This is a genomic window from Salmonella enterica subsp. diarizonae (assembly GCF_008692785.1).
Lineage (GTDB): Bacteria > Pseudomonadota > Gammaproteobacteria > Enterobacterales > Enterobacteriaceae > Salmonella > Salmonella diarizonae.
In genome coordinates, this window is the sequence record NZ_VXJV01000001.1 from 782,531 (window position 1) to 797,633 (window position 15,103).

Genomic DNA, 15,103 nt, shown 5'->3' on the forward strand with positions numbered 1-15,103 from the left:
ACGTTAATCTTAAAAGGCCGGTTAATCCGGCCTTTTTTATTTCTGGGGATAGCGATGCCCCATCATGTACAATTCCCGCTTTCTTCACCCACAAGGGACAAAAAATGGACGCTCGTTTTGTTCAGGCCCATAAAGAGGCGCGCTGGGCGCTGTGGCTGACCCTTTGCTATCTGGCGGTATGGTTAGTGGCTGCTTACTTACCTGGAAACTCGCCGGGAATTACCGGTCTGCCGCACTGGTTCGAGATGGCCTGCTTATTGACGCCGCTGGTCTTTATTTTGCTGTGCTGGGCGATGGTGAAATTCATTTATCGCGATATTCCGCTGGAGGATGACGATGCAGCTTGAGGTCATTCTACCGCTGGTAGCCTATCTGGTTGTGGTATTCGGGATCTCCGTTTACGCCATGCGCAAACGTACCGCAGGCACCTTTTTAAACGAATACTTTCTTGGCAGCCGTTCGATGGGCGGGATCGTGCTCGCGATGACGCTTACCGCCACCTATATTAGCGCCAGTTCATTTATCGGCGGTCCCGGCGCGGCTTATAAATACGGTTTAGGCTGGGTATTGCTGGCGATGATCCAGCTTCCCGCCGTCTGGCTTTCACTGGGTATTCTGGGTAAAAAATTCGCTATTCTGGCGCGTCGCTATAATGCCGTTACGCTTAACGATATGCTATTCGCCCGCTACCAAAGCCGCCTGTTGGTATGGCTGGCAAGCCTGAGTTTATTGGTCGCGTTTATTGGCGCAATGACCGTACAATTTATCGGCGGCGCGCGGCTGCTGGAAACCGCAGCGGGGATTCCCTACGAAACCGGCCTGCTCATATTTGGGGTCAGTATCGCACTCTATACGGCGTTTGGCGGCTTTCGCGCCAGCGTACTTAACGATACGTTACAGGGCCTGGTGATGCTGATCGGCACAGTAGTATTGCTGGTCGGCGTGGTTCATGCGGCGGGCGGTTTAAGCCAGGCCGTTGACACGCTACACGCTCTCGACCCCAAACTGGTGACGCCGCAGGGTGCCGATAACATACTTTCTCCCGCCTTTATGACCTCTTTTTGGGTACTGGTCTGTTTTGGCGTGGTTGGCCTGCCGCATACGGCGGTGCGCTGCATCTCCTATAAAGATAGTAAAGCGGTACACCGGGGCATTATTATCGGTACGATTGTCGTGGCGATTTTAATGTTCGGAATGCACCTTGCCGGCGCGCTGGGTCGTGCGGTGCTTCCGGATCTGACGGTGCCGGATCTGGTGATCCCCACCCTGATGGTGAAAGTCTTGCCGCCGTTTGCCGCCGGGATCTTCCTTGCTGCGCCAATGGCGGCGATCATGTCGACAATTAACGCCCAACTGCTGCAAAGTTCCGCGACGATCATTAAAGATCTCTATCTCAACCTGCGCCCCGATCAGATGCAAAATGAGATCCGGCTGAAGCGTATGTCGGCAGCGATCACATTACTGTTAGGCGCGCTGTTGCTGCTGGCCGCGTGGAAACCGCCAGAGATGATCATTTGGCTCAACCTGCTGGCGTTTGGCGGCCTGGAAGCGGTGTTCTTATGGCCGCTGGTATTGGGCCTTTATTGGGAGCGGGCAAACGCGGCAGGCGCGTTAAGCGCCATGATCGTGGGCGGCGTGCTATATGCCCTGCTTGCCACATTTAATATTCAGTATCTGGGCTTTCATCCGATTGTGCCCGCGTTACTGTTAAGTTTACTGGCTTTTCTGATCGGAAACCGATTCGGTTTCTCCGCTTCGCAAGCCACCGTATTGTCTACTGATAAATAAAGAGTTTTGCCATGCCATGGATCCAATTGAAACTGAATACCACCGGCGCGAATGCTGAAGATTTGAGTGATGCGCTGATGGAAGCGGGCGCCGTCTCCATCACCTTTCAGGATACGCACGATACGCCGGTTTTTGAGCCGTTGCCGGGCGAAACCCGTCTGTGGGGCGATACCGATGTGATCGGTCTGTTCGACGCCGAAACCGACATGAAAGACGTTGTCGCGATTCTGGAGCAACATCCCCTGCTGGGCGCCGGATTTGCCCATAAAATCGAACAACTGGAAGATAAAGACTGGGAACGCGAATGGATGGATAATTTCCACCCGATGCGCTTTGGCGAACGTCTGTGGATTTGCCCCAGTTGGCGCGATATCCCGGACGAGAATGCGGTCAACGTGATGCTCGACCCGGGACTGGCGTTCGGTACGGGTACGCACCCCACCACATCCTTATGTCTGCAATGGCTGGACGGGCTCGATCTCAACGGCAAAACCGTGATCGATTTCGGCTGCGGTTCCGGCATTCTGGCGATTGCCGCGCTGAAGCTGGGGGCGGCAAAGGCGATTGGCATTGATATCGATCCACAGGCTATCCAGGCCAGTCGCAATAATGCCGAACGCAACGGCGTGTCTGAGAGGCTGGAGCTGTATCTGCCGAAAGACCAGCCAGACGCCATGAAAGCCGACGTGGTCGTCGCTAACATCCTTGCTGGCCCGTTACGCGAACTGGCGCCGTTAATCAGCGTGCTACCCGTTGAGGGCGGTTTGCTGGGCCTTTCCGGTATTCTTGCCAGCCAGGCGGAAAGCGTCTGCGACGCTTACGCCGAGCTTTTCACTCTCGACCCGGTCGTTGAAAAAGAAGAGTGGTGCCGCATTACTGGCCGTAAGAAATAGTTCTTGTCTGCGTGGTCGCCTGGCCACGCTTTTCTCCACACAACTCGCCTTAACGCCTTTCTGCTACTTCGATATAATATTAAATAATTTATTGATTTATATAATAATCCATCCAATTAAACGCCTCGAAATTCGAACGGCGAACTTGCCGTTGTCGTGATGATGTTTGCAGGAGGCACGCTAAGGAACGCTTGTGGCAATCTCCCCCTTCAGGCTGGCAATGGTGAAAAATCACGCGCAGCGGGAAAGTGATCTTGTCCTGAAACGAGACGGCGATCCCATTCATTTGGGGTAATTAGCTTATAAAAAAAGCAGATTATCCCGTTCATCTTGTTCCTGGACGAAGAAATATAGAGAAGTTACGGGAATTTGTAAGCGCGTACAAAACCGACAACAATGAATAACTCTATGATTTTAATGAATTATCAATTTATTTTACTGTTTTTAAGCACGATTCATTGATCTACAACAGTGGATTGTTCAAAGTTTGGCCTTTCATCTCGTGCAAAAAATGCGTAATATACGCCGCCTTGCAGTCACAGTATGGTCATTTCTTAACTCATGCGCATCGGACAATATCAGCTCAGAAATCGCCTGATCGCAGCGCCCATGGCTGGCATTACTGACAGACCTTTTCGGACGCTGTGCTATGAGATGGGAGCAGGATTGACAGTATCCGAGATGATGTCTTCTAACCCGCAAGTGTGGGAAAGCGATAAATCTCGTTTACGGATGGTGCACGTTGATGAGCCAGGTATTCGCACGGTGCAAATTGCCGGCGGCTCCCCGGTTGAGATGGCCGATGCCGCACGTATTAACGTGGAAAGCGGCGCCCAGATTATTGATATCAATATGGGGTGCCCGGCGAAGAAAGTGAATCGTAAGCTTGCAGGTTCAGCCCTCTTGCAGTACCCGGATTTAGTGAAGTCTATACTCATCGGGGTCGTAAACGCAGTGGACGTTCCTGTGACTCTCAAGATTCGCACCGGCTGGGCGCCGGAATACCGTAACTGCGTAGAGATTGCCCAACTGGCTGAAGATTGTGGTATTCAGGCTCTGACCATCCATGGCCGCACCCGCGCCTGTTTGTTCAACGGAGAAGCTGAATATGACAGTATTCGGGCAGTTAAGCAGAAAGTTTCCATTCCGATTATCGCGAATGGCGACATTACTAACCCGCGTAAAGCCAGAGCTGTTCTCGACTATACAGGGGCGGATGCCCTGATGATAGGCCGCGCAGCTCAGGGAAGACCCTGGATCTTTCGGGAAATCCAGCATTATCTGGACACTGGGGAGCTGCTCCCGCCGCTGCCGCTGGCAGAGGTGAAGCGCTTGCTTTGCGCGCATGTTCGGGAACTGCATGACTTTTACGGTCAGGCAAAAGGGTACCGAATCGCGCGTAAACACGTCTCCTGGTATCTCCAGGAGCACGCTCCAAATGACCAGTTTCGGCGCACATTCAACGCTATTGAGGACGCCAGCGAACAGCTGGAGGCGTTGGAGGCATACTTCGAAAATTTTGCGTAAACAGAAATAAAGAGCTGACAGAACTATGTTCGAACAACGCGTAAATTCTGACGTACTGACCGTTTCTACCGTTAACTCTCAGGATCAGGTAACCCAAAAACCCCTGCGTGACTCGGTTAAACAGGCACTGAAGAACTATTTTGCTCAACTGAACGGTCAGGATGTTAATGACCTGTATGAGCTGGTACTGGCTGAAGTAGAACAGCCCCTGTTGGACATGGTGATGCAATACACCCGTGGTAACCAGACCCGTGCTGCTCTGATGATGGGCATCAACCGTGGTACGCTGCGTAAAAAATTAAAAAAATACGGCATGAACTAATTTCGATTAGCTAACTGCTTGTTTAAAAAGGCGCTACTCGGCATGGGGAAGCGCCTTTTTTATACGCACCATATGGAATTTGGTCATGAAAGCGGAATGTGAACCTCAGTACTTTGGCGATGAATCGAAGAAGATTATTCACGGTGACGCGCTAACAGAACTTAAAAAACTGCCTTCTGAAAGCATTGACTTAATTTTTGCCGATCCGCCGTACAATATCGGAAAAGATTTCGACGGTATGGTGGAATCCTGGGATGAAGCATCTTTTCTGGCCTGGCTGTATGAATGCGTTGATGAATGCTACCGCGTGCTGAAGAAACACGGCACCATGTACATCATGAACAGCACAGAAAATATGCCGTATATCGATCTCAAATGCCGAACGCTTTTTACCATCAAAAGCCGTATCGTCTGGTCCTATGATAGTTCCGGGGTACAGGCGAAAAAATACTTTGGTTCTATGTATGAACCAATCCTGATGATGGTAAAAAACCCGAAAAGCTATACCTTTAACCGCGACGCGATTCTGGTCGAGACCACGACGGGCGCTAAGCGCGCGCTAATTGATTATCGAAAAAACCCGCCCCAACCATACAATCAGAAAAAAGTACCGGGCAACGTCTGGTCATTTCCACGCGTACGTTATCTGATGGATGAATATGAAAACCATCCTACGCAAAAACCCAGCGCGCTGTTAAGACGGATCATACTGGCCTCTTCTAACCCAGGAGATACCGTGCTGGACCCTTTCGCGGGTAGTTTTACTACGGGCGCTGTCGCAGCGATGTCAGGACGTAAGTTTATCGGTATTGAAATCAATAATGAGTACGTAAAAATCGGTCTCAGAAGATTGAGCATCACTTCGCATTATTCAGAAAATGAACTTGCAAAAGTTAAAAAGAGAAAGACAAAAAACCTATCAAAAAAGCGGCGAAATGTTGGGATAAATGCGCTATTTTCAGAGAAGTAAAAGCATTGTAAGTCCGCTTTTCAGCGTCAAAATTTCATGTATATTCCCAGCACGCATGGGCATGAATACACAGGATTTGACGATGATACGTAAGTATTGGTGGCTGGTTGTTTTTGCCGTCTCCGTTTTTCTTTTTGATGCGCTTTTGATGCAATGGATCGAATTGATGGCGACTGAACAGGATAAGTGTCGAAACATGGACTCTGTTAACCCTCTCAAATTGATCAATTGTACCGATCTGGAGTAGCGAACCGGGCGATTTAACCTATGATTATTTATCGCCTGGATTTCTTTTATCCCTTATAAAATCAGGGTATTAAAACACTTTAAGGATAAAAGAAGGGGGATACTATCTCGTCCTTTTCTTTTCCTGCATAACCAATGAGCTAACGAAACATGCCGGTTAGTGAGTACAACCACATCCTTGTGGCGGTTTCATTTGCTGTCGCTATTTTTGCGTCCTATACCGCATTAAATATGGCCGGACGCGTTGTCGGAAACGCCAGAACAAGCGCCAGAATATGGCTAATGGGCGGCGGATTCGCACTGGGCGTCGGTATTTGGGCTATGCATTTTGTTGGGATGCTGGCGATGGATCACGCGATGAACATGCGCTTCGATCCTTTCCTCACCGGCCTCTCCATGCTGATTGCGATCGGTTCCTCCCTTTTTGCGTTATGGCTGGTCAGCGCTGAAAAATTGCGCCTGCGCCGCTTACTGCCGGGCGCGCTGGTGATGGGGTTGGGCATCAGCGCAATGCATTATACCGGGATGGCGGCGCTGCAATTCGCTTCCATCATCGTCTGGAATAGCGCGTGGGTTGCTCTCTCTATCATTATCGCGCTACTGGCGTCCTACGCCGCGCTGTGGCTCACGTTCCGCCTGCGTCATGAGGGAACGGATGTTGCTCTGAGGCGAGCAGGCGCCGCGGTATTAATGGGGATAGCTATCGCCGGCATGCATTACGCCGGCATGAAGGCCGCGCACTTTCCCCAAAACTGGCCGATGGAGCATCGTGGCGTCGATGGCAACTGGCTGGCTATTCTTGTCAGCGTGGTAGCGCTGACTATCCTGGGTATTACTCTGCTGGTTTCTTTATTTGACGCCCGGCTTCAGGCCCGTACCGCACGGCTTGCCTCTTCGCTGGCACAGGCGAACCAGGAACTGGCACAGTTAGCGCTGCATGATACGCTCACCCGATTACCAAACCGGGTACTCCTTGAGGATCGTCTGGAACAGGCCATCAGCAAAGCGAATCGGGAAGGTACGCCTTTCGCGCTACTGTTTATGGATCTGGATGGCTTTAAAACCGTTAATGACGCTTATGGTCATGATATCGGCGATAAGTTATTGGTGGCGGTAACGCATCGTCTGAACCAACCGCTGAACGGTCAGTTTACCCTGGCGCGGATTGGCGGCGATGAGTTTGTGCTGCTCGCAGAAGTCAGCGCGCCTGACGAAGCGGCTTCCCTTGCCAGCGCGCTGGTACATTCGATAGATGCGCCCTTTACGATAGATCCGTATGAACTGGTCGTCACCCTTAGCGTTGGAATAGCGCTCTATCCGCTGGACGGAAAAAACGAACGGGAACTGATGTTCAACGCCGATGCCGCGATGTACCACACGAAACATACGGGGCGTAACGGATACCATTTCTTTCAGCCATCAATGAATATGCTGGCGCAAACCCAACTTCAGCTAATGAATGACCTGTGGCTGGCGCTGGAGAGACAAGAGCTCAGGCTGGTATATCAGCCTAAATTTCAGGCCCCTGCCGGCCCCATTGTAGGATTTGAGGCATTGCTGCGCTGGCATCATCCAAAACAAGGCGTACTGAATCCTGACCAGTTTTTACCGCTGGCGGAAAAAACGGGTCTTATTGTCGCCATCGGTAGCTGGGTTATCAGCGAGGCGTGTCGCCAGCTCCACGAGTGGCACTTACAGGGATACGCCTTATGGTCAGTTGCGGTAAACCTGTCCGCCTTACAATTTGAGCAGCCAGGCCTTGTGGATACCATTAGGCAGAGCCTGGCCCGACACAATATCCGGCCCGATTTATTGATTCTGGAAATCACCGAAACCACAGCGATGAATAAGCCGGAGCAAAGCGTCGCTATACTAACCAGATTAACGGAAATGGGGGTTAAGGCCTCTATTGACGACTTTGGCACCGGTTATTCCAGCCTTCTCTATCTGAAACGTCTTCCGGCGTGCGAACTAAAAATTGATCGCGCTTTCGTGCATGAACTCAGCGCGGCAGGCGACGGCGCGACCATTGTTGCGGCTATTGTCGCACTGGCGAAAGCGTTAAATCTGCAAATTGTGGCAGAAGGCGTAGAAAATGAAACGCAGCAACAATTTCTGACACAATTGGGATGCCATACGCTTCAGGGATTCCTGCTTGGCAAACCGCGCACTGCAGAGGAAATCGATCGCGATATTCTCGATTCCACCAATACATTTATCAGGTCAATATATAATACCCGCCAAAAGTAATCTCAGGCTTCTTCCGCCTGATGTTCATTCGACATTAATTGCGTCACACAGCCATCCGGACTTAGCATTTTTAATACGTTATCGACTAATGTTGGCGCCTGCTTATAAAGATCATAACTTGTGGGATTCATTAACCAGTTCTTTACTATTCCGCTGAAACTACCGTGCAGAATAATTAATATGACGTCTAAATCAAGACTGCCTGAAATCAGCTTTTTATCCATACATTGCTGTAATACTTCAAGCAACGACTGATGATGGAAACCAATCTTCTCCCGAATGGTCTGTTCCGATATCATGCCATTATGGAACTCACATTTATGATATAAAATCTGCATTAACGCCTGCTGGCGAGGCACTGCCGCAATATATTGTAAGGCTGCAATAAATTTCTCACGTAAATCCTGTAAAGGATTATCATTCCTGTATCCCGTAAGCCTATCCTGAATGAGTTCGCGTAAAGGCGGTTGCTGTAACCAGACCTCGTTAAACAACTGCGTTTTATTCTCAAAGTGCCAGTAGATGGCTCCCCGCGTGACATCAGCGGCATCAGCGATATCGTTCAGTGTCGTGTTGGCAACGCCGCGCAAAGCGAACTGCACAATAGCGGTTTCAATCAGATGTTGCCGTGTCTTAAGCGCATCCGCCTTCGTTTTCTTCGCCATAATTAAGATATCCGGAAACATAAAAACGATACATACGCTGGTAAAATATTCAGCACAAAAAACAACTTTACCATGTCCTTTTTAGCCAGACGAGAGACAGCTATTTTTACTTTGCACAACATCGCCAAATCAATAATAAAAATAAATGCATTAGATAAATATATTCACATAGGATATGTATTCCGAATTATGTAATTCAACTTCATAAGTTTACTAATCCGGACATTATGAAACGACAAAGAATGAATGTCTTTTGCTTTTATGTGCCGTGAACCCCACCCCAAAATAAGTATTACTTACATCACAAGCTAATAATTTGTAGGATACCCCTCTGCTATTCTATTTTTCGCGCGTTAACGCCTTACCATCACCCGGTAAATAACGAGCTTTCGGTTTTTTAAGGAACAGTAATGACGAAACATGCCAGGTTTTCACTCCTGCCCTCATTCATCATATTCTCTGCTGCGCTGCTGGCCGGTTGTAACGACCAGGGAGATACCCAGGCTCATCCCGGCGAGCCGCAAGTCACCATCCATGTGGTCGAAACAGCGCCGTTAGCCGTAACGACCGAACTTCCCGGACGTACGTCTGCATTTCGCATTGCGGAGGTTCGCCCCCAGGTGAGCGGGATCGTGCTTAAAAGAAATTTCACCGAAGGTAGCGATGTGGAGGCCGGACAGTCGCTTTATCAGATCGATCCTGCCACTTATCAGGCCGATTATGACAGCGCTAAAGGCGAACTTGCTAAAAGCGAAGCGGCTGCGGCTATCGCGCACCTGACGGTCAAACGCTATGTTCCGCTGGTCGGCACAAAATATATCAGCCAACAGGAATATGATCAGGCGATTGCCGACGCCCGCCAGGCCGATGCCACCGTTGTGGCGGCAAAAGCCGCTGTTGAAAGCGCGCGTATTAACCTTGCGTATACCAAAGTCACCTCGCCCATCAGCGGGCGTATAGGAAAATCTAACGTGACTGAAGGCGCGCTGGTGACTAACGGTCAGTCAACTGAACTGGCTACCGTACAGCAACTCGACCCGATTTATGTCGACGTTACGCAATCAAGCAACGACTTTATGCGACTCAGGCAATCCGTCGAACAAGGTAGCCTGCATAAAGACAGCGCAAGTAGCACGGTTGAACTGGTCATGGAAAATGGTCAGGTCTATCCGCTTAAAGGCACACTGCAATTTTCCGACGTTACCGTAGATGAAAGCACCGGCTCTATCACGCTCAGGGCGGTTTTCCCCAATCCACAGCACAGCTTACTTCCCGGTATGTTTGTTCGTGCCCGCATTGATGAAGGCATCCAGCCCAATGCCATCCTTGTCCCCCAGCAGGGCGTGACCCGCACGCCGCGCGGCGACGCAATGGTGATGGTAGTTAACGATAAAAGCCAGGTCGAAGCCCGCAATGTCGTGGCGGCGCAGGCTATTGGTGATAAATGGCTCATCAGCAAAGGGTTAAAACCGGGCGATAAAGTCATCATCAGCGGCTTACAAAAAGCGCGACCGGGCGTCCAGGTGAAAGCCACTACCGATGCTTCGGCTGCGAAAACGGCGCAATAAGGTAACCGTACATGGCAAACTTTTTTATTAGACGTCCTATTTTCGCCTGGGTTCTGGCCATTATCCTGATGATGGCGGGCGCACTGGCAATAATGCAACTTCCCGTTGCGCAGTACCCAACCATTGCGCCGCCAGCGGTTTCTATTTCTGCGACCTATCCTGGCGCGGATGCGCAGACGGTACAGGATACAGTTACTCAGGTTATCGAACAAAATATGAACGGCATCGATAACCTGATGTATATGTCCTCTACCAGCGACTCTGCCGGTAGCGTGACCATCACCCTGACCTTCCAGTCCGGAACCGATCCGGATATCGCGCAGGTTCAGGTGCAAAATAAATTGCAGCTCGCCACGCCTTTACTGCCGCAAGAAGTCCAGCAGCAGGGGATTAGCGTTGAAAAATCCAGCAGCAGCTTTTTGATGGTCGCCGGGTTTGTCTCGGATAATCCGAACACTACCCAGGACGACATCTCTGACTATGTCGCCTCTAATATTAAGGATTCTATCAGCCGTCTGAATGGCGTGGGCGACGTTCAGCTATTTGGCGCGCAGTATGCCATGCGTATCTGGCTGGATGCGAATCTGCTAAATAAATACCAGCTCACGCCAGTTGACGTCATCAACCAGTTAAAAGTACAGAACGACCAGATTGCAGCAGGCCAACTGGGCGGCACGCCAGCATTACCAGGCCAGCAGCTTAACGCCTCAATCATCGCCCAAACGCGTCTGAAAGATCCACAAGAGTTCGGCAAAGTTACGTTGCGAGTCAATGCCGACGGTTCTGTCGTCCATCTCAAAGATGTCGCGCGTATTGAGCTTGGCGGTGAAAACTATAACGTTGTGGCGCGCATTAACGGTAAACCAGCCTCCGGTCTGGGTATTAAACTGGCGACCGGCGCCAACGCGCTGGATACCGCAACCGCAATCAAAGCAAAACTGGTGGAGCTGCAACCTTTCTTCCCTCAGGGAATGAAGGTGGTTTATCCCTATGACACAACGCCCTTCGTAAAGATATCTATTCACGAAGTAGTAAAAACGTTGTTTGAAGCGATTATTCTGGTGTTCCTGGTAATGTATCTGTTTTTACAGAATATCCGGGCAACTCTGATTCCTACCATCGCTGTTCCCGTCGTATTGTTAGGCACTTTCGCAATACTCTCCGCCTTTGGCTATTCCATCAATACCCTGACGATGTTCGGCATGGTACTGGCGATAGGGCTGTTGGTTGACGATGCGATAGTGGTCGTAGAAAACGTTGAACGTGTGATGATGGAGGATAATCTTTCTCCCCGAGAGGCGACGGAAAAATCCATGTCGCAGATTCAGGGAGCGCTGGTGGGTATCGCGATGGTACTGTCTGCGGTATTTATCCCGATGGCCTTTTTTGGCGGCTCAACCGGGGCAATTTATCGTCAGTTCTCTATTACTATTGTTTCAGCAATGGCGCTATCCGTTCTGGTTGCGTTGATTCTGACGCCAGCGCTGTGCGCTACGCTGCTTAAACCCGTATCTGCTGAACATCACAAGAAAAAAAGCGGCTTCTTTGGCTGGTTCAATGCCAGGTTTGACCACAGCGTTAACCACTATACTAACAGCGTTAGCGGTATCGTTCGTAATACGGGTCGCTATCTCATTATCTATCTGCTGATTGTTGTCGGAATGGCGGTTCTGTTTTTACGCCTCCCGACCTCCTTCCTGCCGGAAGAAGATCAGGGGGTATTCCTGACCATGATTCAGCTCCCCTCTGGCGCTACGCAAGAACGTACGCAGAAAGTGCTGGATCAAGTCACTCATTACTACCTGAATAATGAAAAAGTGAACGTCGAAAGCGTGTTTACCGTAAACGGCTTTAGCTTTAGCGGTCAGGGACAAAACTCAGGGATGGCATTTGTCAGCCTTAAACCCTGGGAAGATCGTAGCGGTGAAGAAAATAGCGTCGAAGCCGTTATCGCCCGAGCAACACGCGCCTTTAGCCAGATTCGCGACGGGTTGGTGTTCCCCTTCAACATGCCGGCGATTGTCGAGTTAGGTACCGCGACAGGTTTCGACTTTGAACTGATCGATCAGGGAGGACTCGGTCACGATGCGCTAACAAAAGCGCGTAATCAACTCTTAGGTATGGTCGCAAAGCATCCGGATCTGTTAGTGCGCGTACGCCCGAACGGGCTGGAAGACACGCCACAGTTCAAGCTGGATGTCGATCAGGAAAAAGCGCAGGCGCTCGGCGTTTCGTTGTCTGATATCAACGAAACCATCTCCGCGGCGTTGGGCGGCTATTACGTTAATGACTTTATCGATCGTGGGCGAGTGAAAAAAGTATACGTTCAGGCTGATGCTCAGTTCCGTATGCTGCCAGAAGATATCAACAATCTTTATGTACGCAGCGCCAATGGCGAGATGGTTCCCTTCTCTACCTTTAGCTCAGCACGGTGGATTTATGGTTCGCCACGCCTGGAACGCTATAACGGGATGCCGTCAATGGAACTACTCGGCGAAGCAGCGCCCGGACGAAGCACTGGTGAAGCAATGGCGTTAATGGAAAACCTGGCTTCACGGCTACCAAACGGTATTGGCTATGACTGGACAGGTATGTCGTATCAGGAACGGTTGTCAGGTAACCAGGCGCCGGCGCTGTACGCAATCTCACTCATCGTCGTTTTCCTCTGCCTTGCCGCACTGTATGAAAGCTGGTCAATTCCGTTCTCGGTAATGCTGGTCGTACCGCTCGGCGTGGTTGGCGCTCTGCTCGCAGCGTCATTGCGCGGTCTGAACAATGACGTTTACTTCCAGGTTGGTTTGTTAACCACTATTGGCCTTTCTGCTAAAAACGCCATCCTGATTGTCGAGTTCGCGAAAGATCTTATGGAGAAAGAAGGGCGTGGATTGATCGAGGCAACGCTGGAAGCATCCCGTATGCGTTTACGTCCTATTCTAATGACCTCGCTGGCCTTTATTCTCGGAGTAATGCCGTTGGTTATCAGTCGTGGCGCGGGTAGTGGGGCGCAGAACGCAGTAGGAACAGGGGTGATGGGGGGAATGTTAACCGCAACCTTATTCGCTATCTTCTTCGTGCCAGTATTCTTTGTTGTTGTAAAACGCCGATTTAATCGCCATCATGATTAATCGGTAAACAGAGGCGTCTTCGGACGCCTTTTTTAAACGGTACGTCTTTAGCTCTGCTATTCTCCCCTCTCCGCTTACCTCTGTATTCTCCATAGTTTTTACAATTCACATGAATTGAGATTATTCCTCATGTCGGTCATTTTTTATGTAGTGGTAAAATAACTCTCGTTTTCGCAGCGGTTAGAGCCAGCATTGATATTGCTGTACTTCGCGAAACACTTATTAATGAGGTAACACCATGAAAAAACTAATTCCAGTTGCATTGCTTACCACCTTATTGGCAGGTTGTGCACATGACTCTCCCTGCGTACCGGTTTATGACGATCAAGGGCGGCTGGTTCATACCAATACATGTATGAAAGGTACAACGCAGGATAACTGGGAGACAGCAGGCGCTATTGCTGGCGGCGCTGCAGCAGTAGCAGGGTTGACGATGGGTATCATTGCGCTTTCTAAATGATACATGCAGGCGCGGCAATGCCGCGCTTTCAGTAATAATATAAAAATCATAAGGATACTCAGCTCAGCTACGTAATCTGTTCAGCATATCCCCCGAAAGTTAAGACGGTAAAACGCATCCTTTTCTTATTCGCTAATCCCGACTCTATTGTTCAAATTCCTGTTCAATACAGACAACATCGTAGGTTGATAGAATCGTAAGCCATATTAAAAACACACGTCGTACAATAAGTCTTAGAATCTGGCCCATTAGGCATAATTGTTGCTGGCAATTTGGACAAAACCAGATCGTACACGTAGTACGGTGAGGATTTTGAGCACTGTCCAGGGTCAGACTGGCAAATGAAATAGCCTAATGGTCCAGGCTCTCAGCCCTCAACAAATATTTCCATCGCTTATTAGAGGACTAAGTAAAAACCGTTTGTATATCAATATCAGCACGGGTCACATTCGATGGTTCAGGCGGATATGTGACGGGAAATCACGTTTATTAAAACGGTTTTTATCAACTCGACGAGGATGTCATAAACCAAATATAAAACGCGTCGGCGTCATTATCCGCCAGCCTTTTCCACAGAAAAATAAATGCAAAAAGGCCCAATCTTTCGATTGGGCCTCTTGCTTTATTTGATGTCTGGCAGTTCCCTACTCTCGCATGGGGAGACCCCACACTACCATCGGCGCTACGGCGTTTCACTTCTGAGTTCGGCATGGGGTCAGGTGGGACCACCGCGCTACTGCCGCCAGACAAATTCTTTTTTAAATACCGAACCTTAACCGTATTAAGTGGTGCTGATACCCAGAGTCGAACTGGGGACCTCACCCTTACCAAGGGTGCGCTCTACCAACTGAGCCATATCAGCACACTAAATTTGATGCCTGGCAGTTCCCTACTCTCGCATGGGGAGACCCCACACTACCATCGGCGCTACGGCGTTTCACTTCTGAGTTCGGCATGGGGTCAGGTGGGACCACCGCGCTACGGCCGCCAGGCAAATTCTGTTGCCGGAAACGAATCTTTTACACCGATGCTGCGTTGGCTGCATTCGCAAAGTCAGTCACATACTTCAGTATGCTCCTTCCTTTCCTTCATTTGCCGCCTTGCCTCAGCGTAACATCTTTCGTTCCCGAAAATCTGGTATCTAAGCTGAAAATTCTCTCAGTCCGCCAAAACAGCTTCGGCGTTGTAAGGTTAAGCCTCACGGTTCATTAGTACCGGTTAGCTCAACGCATCGCTGCGCTTACACACCCGGCCTATCAACGTCATCGTCTTTAACGTTCCTTCAGGAG

The 15,103-nt window shown here is 50.0% G+C and carries 12 protein-coding genes, 1 tRNA gene and 3 rRNA genes; 11 read left to right on the forward strand and 5 right to left on the reverse strand.

All coding sequences use genetic code 11. The annotated features are described in order from the left end of the window. Window positions 1–104 precede the first annotated feature (104 nt). From F4V72_RS03795 to F4V72_RS03830, 8 genes are all read left to right on the forward strand, one after another. Window positions 105–347, forward strand: a complete 243-nt coding sequence (locus tag F4V72_RS03795) for a YhdT family protein (RefSeq protein WP_000340021.1) — start codon at window positions 105–107, stop codon at window positions 345–347. Next, a complete protein-coding gene (gene panF, locus F4V72_RS03800; protein WP_136057975.1) occupies window positions 337–1,788 on the forward strand; it encodes a sodium/pantothenate symporter in 1,452 nt (483 codons plus the stop codon). The genes F4V72_RS03795 and panF overlap by 11 nt, the downstream gene beginning before the upstream one ends. A gap of 11 nt (window positions 1,789–1,799) precedes the next feature. Then, entirely contained in the window at window positions 1,800–2,681 is an 882-nt protein-coding gene (gene prmA, locus F4V72_RS03805; protein ID WP_136057974.1) for a 50S ribosomal protein L11 methyltransferase, read from the forward strand. Window positions 2,682–3,242: 561 nt separating this feature from the next. Beyond that, complete coding sequence (gene dusB / locus F4V72_RS03810; protein WP_023246345.1) at window positions 3,243–4,208, forward strand: tRNA dihydrouridine synthase DusB; 966 nt, start codon at window positions 3,243–3,245, stop codon at window positions 4,206–4,208. 25 nt (window positions 4,209–4,233) lie between these two features. Further along, window positions 4,234–4,530: a DNA-binding transcriptional regulator Fis gene (gene fis, locus F4V72_RS03815; protein WP_000462905.1), complete on the forward strand. Its 297-nt coding sequence runs from the start codon at window positions 4,234–4,236 to the stop codon at window positions 4,528–4,530. Window positions 4,531–4,615: 85 nt separating this feature from the next. Next, window positions 4,616–5,500 (forward strand): adenine-specific DNA-methyltransferase, encoded by an 885-nt coding sequence (yhdJ, locus tag F4V72_RS03820; protein ID WP_053508312.1) that lies wholly within the window; start codon window positions 4,616–4,618, stop codon window positions 5,498–5,500. 82 nt (window positions 5,501–5,582) lie between these two features. Further along, window positions 5,583–5,747, forward strand: a complete 165-nt coding sequence (locus tag F4V72_RS03825; RefSeq protein WP_000620015.1) for a DUF2556 family protein — start codon at window positions 5,583–5,585, stop codon at window positions 5,745–5,747. Between the two features lie 149 nt (window positions 5,748–5,896). Further along, window positions 5,897–7,996, forward strand: a complete 2,100-nt coding sequence (locus F4V72_RS03830) for a putative bifunctional diguanylate cyclase/phosphodiesterase (RefSeq protein WP_121767654.1) — start codon at window positions 5,897–5,899, stop codon at window positions 7,994–7,996. A gap of 2 nt (window positions 7,997–7,998) precedes the next feature. Here the strand turns inward: F4V72_RS03830 and envR are convergent, their stop codons facing one another. Continuing rightward, entirely contained in the window at window positions 7,999–8,661 is a 663-nt protein-coding gene (gene envR / locus F4V72_RS03835) for an acrEF/envCD operon transcriptional regulator (RefSeq protein ID WP_063390988.1), read from the reverse strand. Window positions 8,662–9,071: 410 nt separating this feature from the next. Between envR and F4V72_RS03840 the strand changes: the two genes are divergently transcribed. From F4V72_RS03840 to F4V72_RS03850, 3 genes are all read left to right on the forward strand, one after another. After that, the gene (locus tag F4V72_RS03840) at window positions 9,072–10,229 is read left to right on the forward strand and encodes an efflux RND transporter periplasmic adaptor subunit (RefSeq protein ID WP_063390857.1); all 1,158 of its coding nucleotides are present in this window, start codon (window positions 9,072–9,074) and stop codon (window positions 10,227–10,229) included. 11 nt (window positions 10,230–10,240) lie between these two features. After that, window positions 10,241–13,354 carry an efflux RND transporter permease subunit gene (locus F4V72_RS03845; RefSeq protein WP_053508318.1) on the forward strand — a complete coding sequence of 1,038 codons (3,114 nt, stop codon included), beginning with the start codon at window positions 10,241–10,243 and terminating at the stop codon, window positions 13,352–13,354. 238 nt (window positions 13,355–13,592) lie between these two features. Next, the gene (locus tag F4V72_RS03850) at window positions 13,593–13,814 is read left to right on the forward strand and encodes a lipoprotein (protein WP_023246338.1); all 222 of its coding nucleotides are present in this window, start codon (window positions 13,593–13,595) and stop codon (window positions 13,812–13,814) included. Between the two features lie 631 nt (window positions 13,815–14,445). Here the strand turns inward: F4V72_RS03850 and rrf (F4V72_RS03855) are convergent. From rrf (F4V72_RS03855) to F4V72_RS03870, 4 genes are all read right to left on the reverse strand, one after another. Next, window positions 14,446–14,561, reverse strand: a 5S ribosomal RNA gene (gene rrf / locus F4V72_RS03855). Between the two features lie 39 nt (window positions 14,562–14,600). Then, a tRNA-Thr gene (locus tag F4V72_RS03860) sits at window positions 14,601–14,676 on the reverse strand. Window positions 14,677–14,690: 14 nt separating this feature from the next. After that, window positions 14,691–14,806, reverse strand: a 5S ribosomal RNA gene (gene rrf, locus F4V72_RS03865). Window positions 14,807–15,001: 195 nt separating this feature from the next. Continuing rightward, window positions 15,002–15,103: ribosomal RNA gene (locus F4V72_RS03870) — 23S ribosomal RNA — on the reverse strand; the annotation flags it as partial.